This is a genomic window from Streptomyces sp. NPDC024687 (genome assembly GCF_055559055.1).
The window spans coordinates 511,279-525,966 of record NZ_JBVHLJ010000007.1; the positions used below are offsets into that span (position 1 = coordinate 511,279).

Here is a 14,688-nt window from a genome sequence, read left to right on the forward strand (position 1 = left end):
CGTCGACGACCCTCCGCGGAGGCGGACGTGACGACACGCTGGCACACCTGGGTAACCCGTGGACGCCGTCGCCACTGACGTCCTCCGCGAAAGCAAAGGCCATGGTCCGCCGTCGACCCGACCCCCGGCAAGCAGGAGAAGAGACCAATGATCTTCGGGCGTTCTGAGCGCGGCAAGCCGCCGGTCGAGCCCGTCACGCTCAAGATCCTGGTGGCAGGCGGCTTCGGCGTGGGCAAGACCACGTTCGTGGGCGCGGTCAGCGAGATCAGGCCGCTGCGCACCGAGGAACTGCTCACCGAGGCCGGACGCCCGATCGACGACACGAGCGGTGTCGAGGGCAAGCGGACCACCACCGTCGCCATGGACTTCGGGCGCATCACCCTGCGCGAGGACCTGGTCCTGTACCTGTTCGGCACACCCGGGCAGGAACGGTTCTGGTTCATGTGGGACGAGCTGTCCGAGGGCGCGCTGGGAGCCATCGTGCTCGCCGACACGCGCCGCCTGGAGGACTGCTTCGCCGCCGTCGACTACTTCGAGCGGCGTTCCATACCGTTCATCGTCGGCGTCAACTGCTTCGAGGGGGCCGTCCGTTATCCCGAGGAGGACGTACGGCAGGCCCTCGACCTCGACGAGGACGTACCCATCGTGCTGTGCGACGCCCGCGACAAGCAGTCGGTCAAGAACGTCCTCGTAGGTGTCGTCCAGCACGCGATGGCGTACTCGGCGCGCCACCGCCAGACCGTCACCACCTGAGGCGGGGGAGCGGCGAGGGAGCGGCCCCTACCCCCGCCGACAGGGGTACGGGCCGCCGCTGGACGGCACCACGCGCGTGCCTAGTTCTCGCCGTCCTCCTCCCAGCCGAAGCTCTTCTCCACGGCCTTGTGCCAGTTGTGGTACTGGCGGTCCCGCACGGACGCCTCCATGTTCGGCGTCCACTCGACGTCCTTCTGCCAGTGGGACTTCAGCTCGTCCAGGTCGTTCCACACGCCCGTGGCGAGCCCGGCCGCGTACGCGGCGCCGAGACACGTGGTCTCGGACACCTTCGGCCGGACCACCGGCACGTCGAGCACATCCGCCTGATGCTGCATGAGCAGGTTGTTCTTGGTCATGCCGCCGTCCACCTTCAGGGTGGTGATCTGCACCCCGGAGTCCTGGTACATGGCGTCCACGACCTCACGCGTCTGCCAGCTCGTCGCCTCCAGCACGGCTCGCGCGAGATGCGCCTTGGTGACGTATCGCGTCAGGCCCGTGACGACCCCCCGCGCGTCCGAACGCCAATAGGGCGCGAACAGACCCGAGAAGGCGGGCACGATGTACGCACCGCCGTTGTCCTCGACGCTGGCCGCGAGAGGTTCGATCTCGTCGGCGGTACGGATGATGCCGAGCTGGTCGCGGAACCACTGGACCAGGGCACCCGTGATGGCGATGGATCCCTCCAGGCAGTAGACCGGCGCCTCACCGCCGATCTTGTAGCCCATCGTCGTCAGCAGCCCGTTCTTCGACGGCACCGGCCGGTTGCCGGTGTTGAGCAGCAGGAAGGACCCCGTGCCGTACGTGTTCTTCGCCGTGCCCACGTCGTAGCAGGCCTGCCCGAACACCGCGGCCTGCTGATCGCCCAGCGCCGACGCCACGGGCACGCCCGCTAGTTGGCCGACCGCGGTGCCGTAGACCTCGGCGGACGACCTGATCTCGGGCAGGACGGCGTCGGGCACGTTCATCGCGGACAGGATGGACTGGTCCCACTGGAGCGTCTCCAGGTTCATCAGCATGGTCCGTCCGGCGTTGGTCACGTCCGTGACGTGCCGACCGCCGTCCGTGCCGCCGGTGAGGTTCCAGATCAGCCAGGAGTCGATGGTGCCGAAGGCGATCTCGCCGTTCTCGGCACGCGCGCGCAGCCCCGGCACGTTGTCGAGCAGCCAGGCCGCCTTCGGCCCCGAGAAGTAGGTGGCCAGCGGCAGCCCGGTCTGCTCGCGGAAACGGTCCTGGCCGTCCGAGCCGCCGAGCTGGTGGGTCAGGGCCGCGGTGCGGGTGTCCTGCCACACGATCGCGTTGTGCACGGGCTTGCCCGTGGCGCGGTCCCACAGGACCGTCGTCTCGCGCTGGTTGGTGATGCCCAGCGCGCTGAGCTGGTCGGCGCGCAGCCCGGCCTTGGCGATCGCCCCGGCGACCACGGCCTGCACCTTGGACCAGATCTCGGTGGCGTCGTGCTCCACCCAGCCGGGCTTGGGGAAGATCTGGCGGTGCTCGCGCTGGTCGACGGCCACGATCGCGCCGTCCTGGTTGAAGATGATGCAGCGGCTCGAGGTGGTGCCCTGGTCGATAGCGGCGACGAACTTGTCCGTCATGACGTCCCCTTCGTCGATTCCTGCACAGGCTGCGTTTGGCAAGGGCTGCGTTTCAAAGGCTGCGTTGCACAAAGGCGTGTTCAGAAGGCTGCGTTGAAGATCACCCCGGACAGCGCTCCGCCGATCAGCGGTCCCACCACCGGGATCCACGCGTAACCCCAGTCCGACGTGCCCTTGTTGGGGATCGGCAGCAGGGTGTGGACGATGCGCGGGCCCAGGTCACGGGCCGGGTTGATGGCGTATCCGGTGGGCCCGCCGAGCGACAGGCCGATGCCGACCACCAGGAAGGCGACGACGAGGACCGCGGTACCGGACTCGCCCAGGCCCTTGGTGAGGCCGAAGGCGAGGATCGGCAGAACCAGGCCGACGGTCGCGATGATCTCCGTGACCAGGTTCGCCACGGGATTGCGGATCGCGGGCCCGGTGGAGAAGATCCCGAGCGTGGGCTGGGCGAGCTCCTCCTCGGCGTTGGCCCGGAACTGCGCGTAGTAGACCAGCCAGCACAGGACCGCCCCGAGCATGGCGCCGACCATCTGCCCGGCGATGTAGACGGGAACCTGGTCCCAGTCCCCGGTGTCGACGGCGATTCCGAGGGTCACGGCGGGGTTGAGATGCCCGCCGGACAGCGGGGCGGCGGTGTACGCCCCGGCGAGCACGCCGAAGCCCCAGCCGAACGCGATGACGACCCAGCCGGCGTCCTTCGCCTTGGAATGGTTGAGTACGACGGCGGCGACCACGCCGGCGCCGAAGAGGATCAGAATCGCCGTACCGATGACCTCACCGAGGAATACGTCTCCGTTGCTCATGCCGGCTCCTAGGCCCTGCGTGCAGGTTTGGTTCCCTTGGCGAACTGCCGAGGGCAGGAGGATCCCGCGCCCCGCCCGGCGTCCGCGACGAGCGTGCCGTCGCAGCCGAATCGCCCGTGGGGGTATGGGCCTTGGCTCGTGGGGGCCCGCGCGGCGTGGTGCCTGGAACGCCGAGAATGTACGGCGATGTCGACCGACACCGGAAGTGTTCACCGGGCCCCGGGGGGCGTCAAGGTCGCCGACGACAACGGTTGGCACGGCCTACGGAACCGCCTCGATCAACGGGCGCAGGCCCGACCGAGCCTGGTGCGAGCCGGAGGGCGCTTTGCGGGATACGCCTTCGGTCCCTTCCCAGACTCTGCCACCGCTCTGCCTCGATCAACGGGGCGCAGGCCAGGCCGAGCCTCGTGGGAGCCGGACGGCGCCTTGCGGGCTGGCCCCTCGGTCCCTTCCCCGGCTCCGCCGCCGCGTACCCGTCGAAGCCGCCTGTGTCCCCGTCCCACGCCGGGTCTCATGCACCGGTAGCGCCCCATGCCCGGCCCCACGCCGCAACTGGCCCCGCGGAGCGCCTCCGCGGGGCCAGTTCAACGGCGCCGAACACGCGGCTGTCCACCGGAGCTCCGCCGCCCGCCGCCCGTGGTGCGTCCGGCACGAAGGCGGTCGGCGGAAGCCAGTTCCTCCGGTCCGGTCAGCATCGGGAAGCCGTCCCGCCAAGGTGCCCCCCACGCGCGCGGTGCCGAACGCGGCGGACCGGCGCGCCCGCCCCACCTCGCGGATGACCTCGTCGCCCGCCGCGAACCCTGCCCCATCGCTGACCTGCCGGCATCAGAACCAGGGAAACCGCGTCAGCGGGTCGAGCCCGGCTGCCCGTCACCGAACGGCGATCACCGCCGAGCCATGCCCGAACAACCCCTGGTTCGCGGTCATCCCCACACGCGCGTGCTCGACCTGCCGGTCACCCGCGTCGCCCCGTAGCTGCCAGGTGAGTTCGCATACCTGGGCGATCGCCTGGGCCGGCACCGCCTCGCCGAAGGAGGCGAGCCCGCCGCTCATGTTGACGGGTATCCGCCCACCCGGCCCCGTCACGCCCTCGCGCAGGAGCTTCGCGCCCTCGCCCGCCCCGCACAGCCCGAGATCCTCGTACCACTGCAACTCCAGAGCGGTGGACAGGTCGTAGACCTCGGCGAGAGAGAGATCCTCCGGCCCGACACCCGCCTCCTCGTAGGCCGCGCGCGCGATCGACGCACGGAACGCCTCGGCGGCGGGCTCGACCGCGGCAGCGGAGTCCGTCGCGATGTCCGGCAGATCCAGCACCGTGTTCGGATACGTCGGAGTCACCGTCGACACCGCCCTGATCCGCACCGGCTCGGCCACACCCCTCCGACGCGCGAACTCCATGCTGGAGAGCACCAGCGCCGCCCCGCCGTCCGACGTGGCACAGATGTCGAGCAGCCGCAGCGGATCGGCCACCACGGCGGAGGCCGCGACCTCTTCCGCGCTGACCCGCTTGCGGTACCGCGCATGCGGATTCAGTGCGCCCAGTGCCGAGTTCTTCACCTTGACCTGCGCGAAATCCTCCACCGTGTCCCCGTGCACGGCCATGCGCCGGCGCGCGTACAGCCCGAAGTAGGTCGGGTTGGTCGCGCCGAGCACCCGGAACCGCAGCCAGTCCGGATCGTCGGGCCGGTCACCGCCCGCGGGCCGGAAGAACCCCTTGGGGGCGGCGTCGGCCCCCACCACGAGCACCACGTCGGCCAGTCCCGCCAGGATCTGTGCCCGCGCGGCGGCCACCGCCTGCGCCCCGGACGCGCACGCCGCGTACACGCTGGCGACACGGGCCCCCTGCCAGCCCAGCGCCTTGGCGAAGGTCGCCCCCGCCACATGGCCCGGATAGCCGCCCCGCACGGTGTCCGCACCGACGATCGATCCGATGTCCCGCCACTCGAGGCCGGCGTCGGCCAGCGCCGCGCGCGCCGCCGCCACGCCGTACTCGACGAAACCGCGCCCCCACTTGCCCCACGGGTGCATCCCCGCGCCGAGCACCGCCACCTCACCCGTCATGTCCTCACCCCCGTCGGCCGCCACTGCCACGTCGTCCAGACCGTCTCCCCGTCCTCATGGAGCACACCGGGGACGACCTCCACCTCCGCGCCCACGGTCAGATCGGCGACCGTGACCCCGGGAACCGCCTGCCCCAGCACCACGATCCGCTCGGCGGCCAGCTCCACAGCGATCAACGTGTACGGCTCCCACGGAAGTTCCGGATCGGTCACGTACGGTGACGGCGGCCGGTACCGGCTGTCGGTGTACGACCAGACGCGACCGCGCCGTGAAAGGGGAATCTCCGCCAGATCGCCACCGGCGCATCCGGGGTTGCGGCACCAGCCGTCCTCGCGCGGGAAGAAGACCGAGGCGCAGGCGGAGCAGCGGGTACCGACAAGCGTGAAGTCGTCTCCGTCACCGGCGAACCACCCGGCGACCACAGGTGTACGTGCACGCGGCAAAGTCCCTCCCCGGGGACGGGATTTGACGGAACGTCAGGAGTGTCGCACGGTCGGCCGCAAACAGGCAGAGGGCCCGACGAACTGGAGAACCTGATGATCGGATACAGTCCGCGGCGTGTCCGAAACTCAGCACTCCACCCCCAACTCCGCGCCCGGCTCCCATTGTTCGAGCTGCGGAGCGCCCTACGGAGAGGGTGTCGCGGGCTGGCCCCGCACCTGTCCCGTCTGCAACACCGTCGCGTACCGCAACCCCCTGCCGGTCGCCGTCGCACTCCAGCCCGTCTACGACACCCAGGGAACCGCCCTGGTCGTCATCACCCGAACCATCGCTCCCGCGCGCGGAGGCATCGCGCTGCCCGGCGGGTACATCGACCACCGCGAGGACTGGCGGCACGCCCTGGTCCGCGAACTCAAGGAAGAGACCGGCATCGACGCGGCCACCCGCGACGTACGGCTCGTCGATGCGCTGAGCTCGTCCGACGGCCACCTGCTGCTGTTCGGGGCGTTGCCGGAACGTCCCGCCGACGGTCTCCCGCAGTCCGCCGCCACCGACGAGACGGAGGGCTGGCATCTCCTGCGCCGGCCCGAGGAGCTCGCCTTCCCGCTGCACACTCTGGCCGTACGGGCCTGGTTCGAGGGCCGTTACCTCTAACCTCAGCGCGCTCCCAGCCCGCGCAGCCGCACCGGGTGGGACGGCTCGCCCAAGCCGTCCTCGCCCTCCCGCTGAACGACCACCTTCCGGCCCTCCCAGCGGGCGACGTAACGTTCGATCTCCGGCTCGGCCCACCCGTCGCCCGCATCCTCGACGACCAGCCCACCCCCGCTCCGTCCCCGGGCGGGCGCCCACACCTCCAGTTCGATTCCGCCGTCCTCCGCCCGCACCGGAATGACGGCACCCGCGCGCGCGAGCACCGGGATCCGCGGCAGCGGAGCGTCGACAAGGACCTGCCCCGGCCCCTCGTAGACCTGCTCCGTGGTCGTGTCGTACCAGCGCCCCCGCGGCAGCTGTACCGCGCGCCGGTCGCTGCCCGGATCGAGCACCGGCGCCACCAGCAGGCAGTCACCGAGGAGGAAGGCGTCCTCGCATTCCCGCAGGGCACGGTCCTCGGGCGCGGACCACCACAAGGGCCGTACGTAAGGCGCGCCGGTACGCCGGGCCAGCTGTGCGAGCGTCATGAAGTACGGCAGCAGCCGCCGGCGTTCCACGAGCGCCACGCGCGCGTGTTCCAGCACCTCGGCTCCGAACTCCCACGGCTCCCTGCGCCCCGCACGCAGACCCGCGTGGGTACGGAACAACGGCAGATAGGCGCCGAGCTGCAACCAGCGCAGATACAGCTCGGGCGACGGGTGCCCGTCGTAACCGCCCACGTCGGGCCCCGAGTAAGGCACCCCGCACAGCCCCAGCCCCATCGCGAGCGACAGCGAAGCCCGCAGGCCCGGCCAGCCGGTGGCCACGTCGCCGGACCAGGTGCCGCCGTATCGCTGTATGCCGGCCCACCCCGAGCGCGAGAACAGGAAGGGCCGCTCCTCCGGCACGAGTTCGCGCAGACCCTCGTACCCCGCCTGGGCCATGCACAGCGCGTAGACGTTGTGCGCCTCCCGATGGTCACCCCCGCGGCCCTCCAGGGCGTGCCTGGCCGACCGCGGCAGGGTGGACTCCCCGAACGCGGTGAAGGACGTGGGCTCGTTCATGTCGTGCCAGAAGCCCGTGAACCCCGCTGTGAGCCTCTCCTGGTAGAGGCGACCCCACCACGCACGCACACGCGCGTGCGTGAAGTCCGGATAGACCACCTCACCGGGCCACCCGACCCCCTCCACGAGCCGCCCCGACGCGTCCCGCACGAAGACATCCCCGGCCGTACCGCTGTCATGGACGGGGTTGCCGGGCGCCGCCTTGACCGCCGGGTTGACGATCGACACGAGCCGTATCCCCTCCCGCCGCAGGTCGTCGGCCAGTTGGGGCAGCTTGGGGAAGCGCTCCTGGTCGACCGTGAACACCTGGTGCTCGTCGTAGTGGTCGACGTCCAGGTGCACGGCGTCGAGCGGCAGCCCGCGCTCCTGGTACCCGGCGACGATCCGCCGCACCTCCTGCTCACTGCCGAAGCCCCAGCGGGCGTGCTGATGGCCGAGCGCCCAGGACGGCGGCAGCGCGGGCGCACCGGTCAGCGAGGCCCAGGCGAGCAGCACGCGCGCGGGAGTGCCCACCACCACCCAGCAGCGCAGTGGCCCGCCGGCCATCCGTAGCTCGGACACCCCCACCCGGTCGTGCCCGGAACCGGCGCCCTCCTCGCCCTCCCGCAAGGTCACGGTGCCGTCCCACGAGTTGTCGTGGAACACGAGATGGGTGGCGGCGTCGGCCACCACCAGCTGCACCGGCATCGTGACGTACAGCGGATCGTCCGCCCGTCCGAAAGGCCGCCCGGGGTCGGTGTTCCACAGCCGATACGTCCCGTCCCGCAGCCGAGGCCCCGAGGCCCGTCCACCCAGCCCGAAGAACCGGGCGTCGGCGGCCACCTCCGACCGTTGCACCCAGCGCGCCTCGCCCCCGCTCACCGGCTCCCACCAGCGGGGCGGCAGATCCCGGCGCAGCGTCACCCCGCCGGGCGTGAGCACCTCGACGGCCCCGTGCCGCGACACCACGACCGTCGCGCGCTCGGCCACGACCCGCCAGCCGCCGTCCTTGTCAGGTTCCAGAACCGCCCGGGGATCCGGCTCCGGACAGCGGCCCGCCAGCGCGTACGACGGCTCGGGCTCGGCGCCGTCCCACCCCCAGAAGACCGCCCCGTTCACCGCGACGACGATCCGCAGCTCGGAACGGCTGAACCGGACGACACCCCCGCCCGGGCCCGGCTCCGCGTCCTGCACCGGCCCCGGCACCCGCGCCCGCTCGGCCCCCCGCGCCGACAGCCCGACGGCATCGGTGCGCCTCCTGCGCCATGCGACACGCACGGTACGCAACCCCTGGGGCGCCCCCACCGAAACGACCGCCTTCACCGAACGCACCAGGTCACGACCGTTCATGCTGCTCACCCTGCCACTCACTGCCCCACCCGCGTGTGCCGTTCAGCTGCCGTTCACCCATGCCGGGGCCACATCTTCACGACACGGACTATGTGGGCCGCACCCTGGCGTTGAAGTTGATCACATGGCATCGTCCCTGTCAGCCGCGTCACGCGCACACCCCTGGCCCGTGCGCGGGAGACGCACACGACGCGCACAGTCCGGGAGCCCCCATGTCGACCGTGAATCCCCAGCCGCTCTGGCAGCCAGACCCGCAGCGCATCGCCCGGTCCCAGGTCACCAGGTTCCAGGCATGGGCGGCCGAGCATCACGGCGCCCCGGCCGAGGGAGGTTACGCGGCACTCCACCGCTGGTCCGTGGACGAGCTGGAGCCCTTCTGGGAAGCCCTCACCCAGTGGTTCGACGTACGGTTCTCGACGCCTTACGCGCGCGTGCTCGGCGACCGCTCCATGCCCGGCGCCGAATGGTTCCCCGGCGCCACCCTCAACTACGCCGAACACGCCCTGCGCGCGGCCGAGACCCGCGCGGACGAACCCGCCCTCCTGTACGTCGACGAGACCCATGAGCCGACCCCGGTGACCTGGTCCGAGTTGCGCCGCCAGGTGGGCTCCCTGGCCGCCGAGCTGCGCGCCCTCGGCGTCCGGCCCGGCGACCGCGTGAGCGGCTACCTCCCGAACATCCCGCAGGCCGTCGTCGCCCTCCTCGCAACGGCCGCCGTGGGCGCCGTCTGGACCTCCTGCGCCCCCGACTTCGGCGCCCGAAGCGTCCTGGACCGCTTCCAGCAGGTCGAACCGGTCATTCTGTTCACCGTCGACGGCTACCGCTACGGCGGCAAGGAGCACGACCGCCGCGAGACGGTCACCGAACTCCGCCGCGAACTGCCCACCCTGCGCGCCGTCGTCCACATCCCCCTCCTCGGCACCGAGGCTCCGGAAGGCGCCCTGGAGTGGGCTGACCTCACGCGCGCGGACACGGCACCGGTCTTCGAGCAGGTGCCCTTCGCGCACCCCTTGTGGGTGCTCTACTCCTCGGGCACGACGGGCCTGCCCAAGGCGATCGTCCAGTCCCAGGGCGGCATCCTCGTCGAGCACCTCAAGCAGCTCGGCCTGCACTGCGACCTCGGCCCCGAGGACCGTTTCTTCTGGTACACCTCCACGGGCTGGATGATGTGGAACTTCCTCGTCTCCGGCCTCCTCACGGGCACGACCGTCGTCCTGTACGACGGCAGCCCCGGCTATCCCGACACGGGCGCCCAGTGGCGGATCGCCGAACGCACGGGCGCCACGTTCTACGGCACTTCGGCCGCGTACGTCATGGCCTGCCGCAAGGCCGACGTGCACCCAGGACGCGACTTCGACCTCTCCCAGGTGCAGTGCGTGGCCACCACCGGCTCACCGCTCCCGCCCGACGGCTTCCGCTGGCTGCACGACGAGGTCCGCGAGGACCTCTGGATCGCCTCCGTCAGCGGCGGCACGGACGTGTGCTCGTGCTTCGCGGGCGCCGTACCGACCCTGCCCGTCCACATCGGCGAGCTCCAGGCGCCGAGCCTGGGCACCGACCTGCAGTCCTGGGACCCGAGCGGCAAGCCCCTCATCGACGAGGTCGGCGAGCTCGTCGTCACCAACCCCATGCCGTCGATGCCGATCCACTTCTGGAACGACCCCGACGGAAGCCGCTATCACGACAGCTACTTCGACACCTATCCCGGAGTGTGGCGGCACGGCGACTGGATCACCCTCACCTCGCGCGGCTCGGTCGTCATCCATGGCCGCTCCGACTCGACGCTCAACCGCCAGGGCGTACGCATGGGCTCGGCCGACATCTACGAGGCCGTGGAGCGGCTTCCCGAGATCAAGGAATCCCTGGTCATCGGCATCGAGCAGCCCGACGGCGGCTACTGGATGCCACTGTTCGTGCACCTGGCTCCGGGAGCCGTCCTCGACCAGGCACTCCTGGACCGCATCAAGCAGACCATCCGCGAAAACCTCTCTCCCCGCCACATCCCGGACGAGGTCATCGAGGTCCCCGGCATCCCGCACACCCTCACCGGCAAGCGCATCGAGGTCCCCGTCAAGCGCCTCCTCCAGGGAACCCCGCTGGAGAAGGCGGTCAACCCGGGCTCCATCGACAACCTCGACCTGCTCCACTTCTACGAGGACCTGGCCCGCAAACGCGCCTGACGGGGCCGGTCAACCACCGTAGATACCGCTCGGAGATTTCCCTGGCCCAGCGCTGAGCTACTCACGGTCACCACGACCATCGCCATTGGGCCGGCAAGCTGGGCCAGCGTCGGCACCGTCATCGCTCTGAGCTGCGCAATCCATCACTTAGTGGCTCGAGGACGCTTCACTCAACCCCCATTGTCAGTGCTGCCAGTTACCGTGAGTGAGCAATGATCGACTGCGCACAGGGGGAAACATGGCGCACACCGACCACCAGACGATGCGACGCGTTCTGCGCCGCGAAATCGCCGGCACCATCGGCCTGCTCACCGACGAACACGACTTCCGCGCCATGCGGCGCTACCGCAGCTTCACCTTCGACGACCACGCGACCTACCTTCAGCAGGTCGAAGACCTCCTGAAGACCCGCGCCGCACAAGGCAGCCACACCACCGTGGCCCTCTTCGACCCTCAGGAATACGCCGAGTTCTGCGAGGAGACGGGTCTCAACCCGGACATCCCGTCCAGCCGCACACGCTTCACCGCCGAACTCGCCAACACCGGACCGACACTCCCGTACGAGGGCCAGCCCCTCACCGACCTCGCGCCCGCCCTCGTGGACGAGGCCGTCCGCCAGGCCACCTGGGAGTACGCGACCACCCTCCTCGCCCGCCTCGGCGCCTGCGGTTCCTGCGGAGAGGACATCGGCCGCGCGGCCTTCACCCGCGCCTCGGACCTCCTCGTCCGGATCCTCGACACAGCCCGGCCGGGCGAACACCACCTCGTCTGCAGCATCACCGGCACCCCGGAAACCCTCGTCGCAGTCCTCCATTCCGACGAGGACACCGACGGAGCCGTACAACTCGACGAGGCCGAGGCCCTCGAATTCACCACGGTCCTCGCACTAGGCATCGCCACCCAGTGCCCCGGCGGACTCGTCATGCGTACGAGCGCCCCCGGAACCACCGACCGCATCTACGGCTGGCGGCTGCGCGGCGACGGCCTCGAACCCCTCACCGCCGGAGAGGTCTTCGACGCCTACTGCACCGACATCGAATCCGGCGATCTGATCTCCCCGGAATCGGACGTCGACTACTGCGTGCCCCCCGACCTCGGACCGGAAGGACGGACGCCGCGCCACAGCCACTGAACACAAGGAGGGCGCCCCGCCCACAGGCGGAGCGCCCTCCGGAAGCCGTCAGCCGGCCGAGCCGGTTTCGACTACTCGCCCGACAGCACCGCCTGAGCCGCGGCACGCGCCTCTTCGGCACTGTCCGCGGCCCGCGCGGCGGCGGCGGCACGCTCGCACTGAGCCAGCGTGTACTTGGCCAACGCCGCTCGGACATAAGGAAGAGACGCCGCACCCATGGAAAGCGAGGTGGCGCCAAGACCGGTCAGCACACAGGCGAGCAGCGGGTCGGACGCGGCCTCACCACAGACGCCACAGCTCTTGCCCTCGGCCTTCGCCGCCTCGGCGGACAGCGCGACCAGGTCGAGCAGCGCGGGCTGCCACGGATCCTGCAGCCGGGACACCGCACCCACCTGACGGTCGGCGGCGAAGGTGTACTGCGCGAGGTCGTTGGTCCCCAGCGACAGGAACTCGACCTCCTGCAGAATCGACCGCGCCCGCAGCGCGGCCGAGGGAATCTCCACCATCGCGCCGAACTTCGCCCGCAGCCCGGCCGCACGGCAGGCGTCGGCGAACGCCTTGGCGTCGGCACGGTCCGCCACCATCGGGGCCATGACCTCGAGGTAGACCGGCAGTCCCTCGGCGGCCTTCGCGAGCGCCGTCAGCTGGGTGCGCAGCACGTCAGGGTGGTCCAGCAGCGTCCGCAGACCACGCACGCCCAGCGCCGGGTTCGGCTCGTCGGACGGCGTCAGGAAGTCCAGCGGCTTGTCCGCGCCCGCGTCCAGCACACGGACGACCACGCGCCCCTCAGGGAACGCCTCGAGGACCTGGCGATACGCCTCGACCTGCTTCTCCTCGGACGGAGCGTTCTTGTTGTCGTCGAGGAAGAGGAACTCGGTACGGAAGAGTCCGACACCCTCGGCCCCCGCCTCGACCGCGGCGGGTACGTCCGCTGGACCGCCCACATTGGCCAGCAGCGGCACCTTGTGACCATCGGCAGTGGCACCCGGACCCGTCGACGCGGCGAGCGCGGCCTTGCGCTCGGCGGCAGCGGCCTCCAGCTCGGCCTTCTTCTCGTCACTCGGGTTCACGAAGATGTCGCCGGTGCTGCCGTCGACAGCGATGACCGTGCCCTCGGCCAGCTCACCGGCACCCGGCAGCGCCACGACAGCCGGGACACCGAGCGCCCGCGCCAGAATCGCGCTGTGGCTGGTCGGTCCACCCTCCTCGGTGACGAAACCCAGAACGAGCGTCGGGTCCAGCAGAGCGGTGTCGGCGGGCGCGAGATCACGCGCCACCAGAACATAGGGCTCGTCACTGTCCGGGACACCCGGCATGGGCACCCCGAGCAGACGGGCGACGATACGATTCCGCACGTCGTCGAGGTCCGCGACGCGACCGGCCAGGTACTCACCAGCGCCCGCCAGGAGCTCACGGTAAGCGGCGAACGCGTCGTACACGGCACGCTCAGCCGTGCTGCCGACGGCGATACGCCGGTCCACATCGGCCATCAGCTCGGGGTCCTGCGCCATCATGGCCTGCGCTTCGAGGACGGCCTGGGCTTCGCCCCCCGCCAGATTGCCGCGCGCCATCAGGTCGGCCGCCACAGCCTCCACAGCCTTGCGGGCCCGCCCCTGTGCGCGCTCCGCGTCCTCCGCCGGTATCTGCTTGGCAGGCGGCTCAAGCACCGCCGTCCCCATGTGCCGAACCTCGCCGATCGCCACACCGTGGCTCACGCCGACGCCTCGCAGCGTTGTCTCCATTTCACCCGTCTCCGGTAGTGCGGCAGGTCCCGCCGCCGCGGTGGTTGTCTTCCCTGCTTGCCGTCCTAGGACGGCTCCGACGTCACTTCCAGAGGAAGAGACTGTCGCCGGCCTTCACATCGCCGTTGTCACGGAGTTCGGAGAGGGCCTCGGCCGTGGCTTCCAGCGCCACAACCGGGCAGACCGCGGACTTGCCGGCGACCTCGACGGCGGCCGGGTTCCAGCGCACGATCGCCTGACCGCGCGTAACGGTGTCGCCTTTGTTCACCAGTAGCTCGAAACCCTCCCCGTTGAGCTGCACGGTGTCGATGCCGAGGTGGACGAGCACGCCGTGTCCCTGCTCGTCCACGACGACGAACGCGTGCGGGTGGAGCGAGACGATCACACCGTCGACGGGCGCGACGGCCTCGGACGGTTCGCGCACGGGATCGATCGCCGTACCCGGGCCGACCATGGCCCCGGAGAAGACCGGATCCGGCACGGCGGCCAGTCCGATGGCGCGTCCTGCAAGAGGGGACGTCACGGTGGTCATGGGAAGCCTCCCAGGGGTGGAGCTGCGTATATGGGCCGTCACTGCCAGGCTCGGACGACTCTGTCCAGCAGCGTATGTCAGATGAACTAAGGGTTCCGCACGCAAGATACCGGCTAGTGGTCTAGACCACCACTCCAATCGATTTGCACCGTCTCCGAGGCCCCGTGTACAGTCGTACTCCTGCTTGAGGCTGAGCGGCGCGACCATGTGCCCTCGCCCGGCGGCATCCAACTTGTCAGATCCTCACTTCAGATCATTTTCTGCGTGCCTGCAGGAGGGTGGTCAGGGGGCCGGAAAAACACTGATAGAGTTTGGAACAGCGAAGGGAAGCGCCCGGAGGAAAGCCCGAGAGGGTGAGTACAAAGGAAGCGTCCGTTCCTTGAGAACTCAACAGCGTGCCAAAAATCAACGCCAGATATGTTGATA

The 14,688-nt window shown here is 70.3% G+C and carries 11 protein-coding genes; 4 read left to right on the forward strand and 7 right to left on the reverse strand.

Annotated features, from left to right (window positions below):
- The first annotated feature begins 147 nt into the window (after nucleotides 1-147).
- Complete coding sequence (locus tag ACZ39I_RS28850; RefSeq protein WP_467247578.1) at nucleotides 148-753, forward strand: GTP-binding protein; 606 nt, start codon at nucleotides 148-150, stop codon at nucleotides 751-753.
- An 80-nt stretch (nucleotides 754-833) separates the two neighbouring features.
- On the opposite strand, the gene glpK is transcribed toward ACZ39I_RS28850, so the two are convergent.
- The 4 genes from glpK to ACZ39I_RS28870 all read right to left on the reverse strand — a co-directional run bounded on the left by glpK (nucleotide 834) and on the right by ACZ39I_RS28870 (nucleotide 5,634).
- The gene (gene glpK, locus ACZ39I_RS28855) at nucleotides 834-2,345 is read right to left on the reverse strand and encodes a glycerol kinase GlpK (RefSeq protein WP_352389891.1); all 1,512 of its coding nucleotides are present in this window, start codon (nucleotides 2,343-2,345) and stop codon (nucleotides 834-836) included.
- An 80-nt stretch (nucleotides 2,346-2,425) separates the two neighbouring features.
- Nucleotides 2,426-3,151, reverse strand: coding sequence for an MIP/aquaporin family protein (locus ACZ39I_RS28860; RefSeq protein WP_467247580.1), 726 nt, complete (start codon nucleotides 3,149-3,151; stop codon nucleotides 2,426-2,428).
- 870 nt (nucleotides 3,152-4,021) lie between these two features.
- A complete protein-coding gene (locus ACZ39I_RS28865) occupies nucleotides 4,022-5,212 on the reverse strand; it encodes a lipid-transfer protein (RefSeq protein ID WP_467247581.1) in 1,191 nt (396 codons plus the stop codon).
- Nucleotides 5,209-5,634, reverse strand: coding sequence for a Zn-ribbon domain-containing OB-fold protein (locus ACZ39I_RS28870; RefSeq protein WP_467247610.1), 426 nt, complete (start codon nucleotides 5,632-5,634; stop codon nucleotides 5,209-5,211). The genes ACZ39I_RS28865 and ACZ39I_RS28870 overlap by 4 nt, the downstream gene beginning before the upstream one ends.
- Before the next feature lie 136 nt (nucleotides 5,635-5,770).
- On the opposite strand from ACZ39I_RS28870, the gene ACZ39I_RS28875 reads away from it, so the two are divergent.
- Complete coding sequence (locus ACZ39I_RS28875; protein WP_467247583.1) at nucleotides 5,771-6,307, forward strand: NUDIX domain-containing protein; 537 nt, start codon at nucleotides 5,771-5,773, stop codon at nucleotides 6,305-6,307.
- Nucleotides 6,308-6,309: 2 nt separating this feature from the next.
- Here the strand turns inward: ACZ39I_RS28875 and ACZ39I_RS28880 are convergent, their stop codons facing one another.
- Nucleotides 6,310-8,676: a glycoside hydrolase family 31 protein gene (locus tag ACZ39I_RS28880; protein ID WP_467247584.1), complete on the reverse strand. Its 2,367-nt coding sequence runs from the start codon at nucleotides 8,674-8,676 to the stop codon at nucleotides 6,310-6,312.
- 212 nt (nucleotides 8,677-8,888) lie between these two features.
- Here ACZ39I_RS28880 and ACZ39I_RS28885 point away from each other — a divergent pair, with 212 nt between their 5' ends.
- The gene (locus tag ACZ39I_RS28885; RefSeq protein WP_467247585.1) at nucleotides 8,889-10,856 is read left to right on the forward strand and encodes an acetoacetate--CoA ligase; all 1,968 of its coding nucleotides are present in this window, start codon (nucleotides 8,889-8,891) and stop codon (nucleotides 10,854-10,856) included.
- A 238-nt stretch (nucleotides 10,857-11,094) separates the two neighbouring features.
- A complete protein-coding gene (locus tag ACZ39I_RS28890; RefSeq protein WP_467247586.1) occupies nucleotides 11,095-11,988 on the forward strand; it encodes a hypothetical protein in 894 nt (297 codons plus the stop codon).
- A 71-nt stretch (nucleotides 11,989-12,059) separates the two neighbouring features.
- On the opposite strand, the gene ptsP is transcribed toward ACZ39I_RS28890, so the two are convergent.
- Both ptsP and ACZ39I_RS28900 read right to left on the reverse strand, forming a co-directional pair.
- Nucleotides 12,060-13,730: a phosphoenolpyruvate--protein phosphotransferase gene (gene ptsP / locus ACZ39I_RS28895; RefSeq protein WP_467247587.1), complete on the reverse strand. Its 1,671-nt coding sequence runs from the start codon at nucleotides 13,728-13,730 to the stop codon at nucleotides 12,060-12,062.
- Between the two features lie 82 nt (nucleotides 13,731-13,812).
- Nucleotides 13,813-14,262 carry a PTS sugar transporter subunit IIA gene (locus ACZ39I_RS28900; protein WP_467247588.1) on the reverse strand — a complete coding sequence of 150 codons (450 nt, stop codon included), beginning with the start codon at nucleotides 14,260-14,262 and terminating at the stop codon, nucleotides 13,813-13,815.
- Nucleotides 14,263-14,688: the final 426 nt, after the last annotated feature.

Bases quoted from the DNA above. Each gene is read 5' to 3' on its own strand.
- ACZ39I_RS28890 (WP_467247586.1), top strand. From the start codon at position 11,095: ATGGCGCACACCGACCACCAGACGATGCGACGCGTTCTGCGCCGCGAA.
- ACZ39I_RS28860 (WP_467247580.1), bottom strand. From the start codon at position 3,151: ATGAGCAACGGAGACGTATTCCTCGGTGAGGTCATCGGTACGGCGATT.
- ACZ39I_RS28885 (WP_467247585.1), top strand. From the start codon at position 8,889: ATGTCGACCGTGAATCCCCAGCCGCTCTGGCAGCCAGACCCGCAGCGC.
- ptsP (WP_467247587.1), bottom strand. From the start codon at position 13,730: ATGGAGACAACGCTGCGAGGCGTCGGCGTGAGCCACGGTGTGGCGATC.
- glpK (WP_352389891.1), bottom strand. From the start codon at position 2,345: ATGACGGACAAGTTCGTCGCCGCTATCGACCAGGGCACCACCTCGAGC.
- ACZ39I_RS28900 (WP_467247588.1), bottom strand. From the start codon at position 14,262: ATGACCACCGTGACGTCCCCTCTTGCAGGACGCGCCATCGGACTGGCC.
- ACZ39I_RS28865 (WP_467247581.1), bottom strand. From the start codon at position 5,212: ATGACGGGTGAGGTGGCGGTGCTCGGCGCGGGGATGCACCCGTGGGGC.
- ACZ39I_RS28880 (WP_467247584.1), bottom strand. From the start codon at position 8,676: ATGAACGGTCGTGACCTGGTGCGTTCGGTGAAGGCGGTCGTTTCGGTG.
- ACZ39I_RS28850 (WP_467247578.1), top strand. From the start codon at position 148: ATGATCTTCGGGCGTTCTGAGCGCGGCAAGCCGCCGGTCGAGCCCGTC.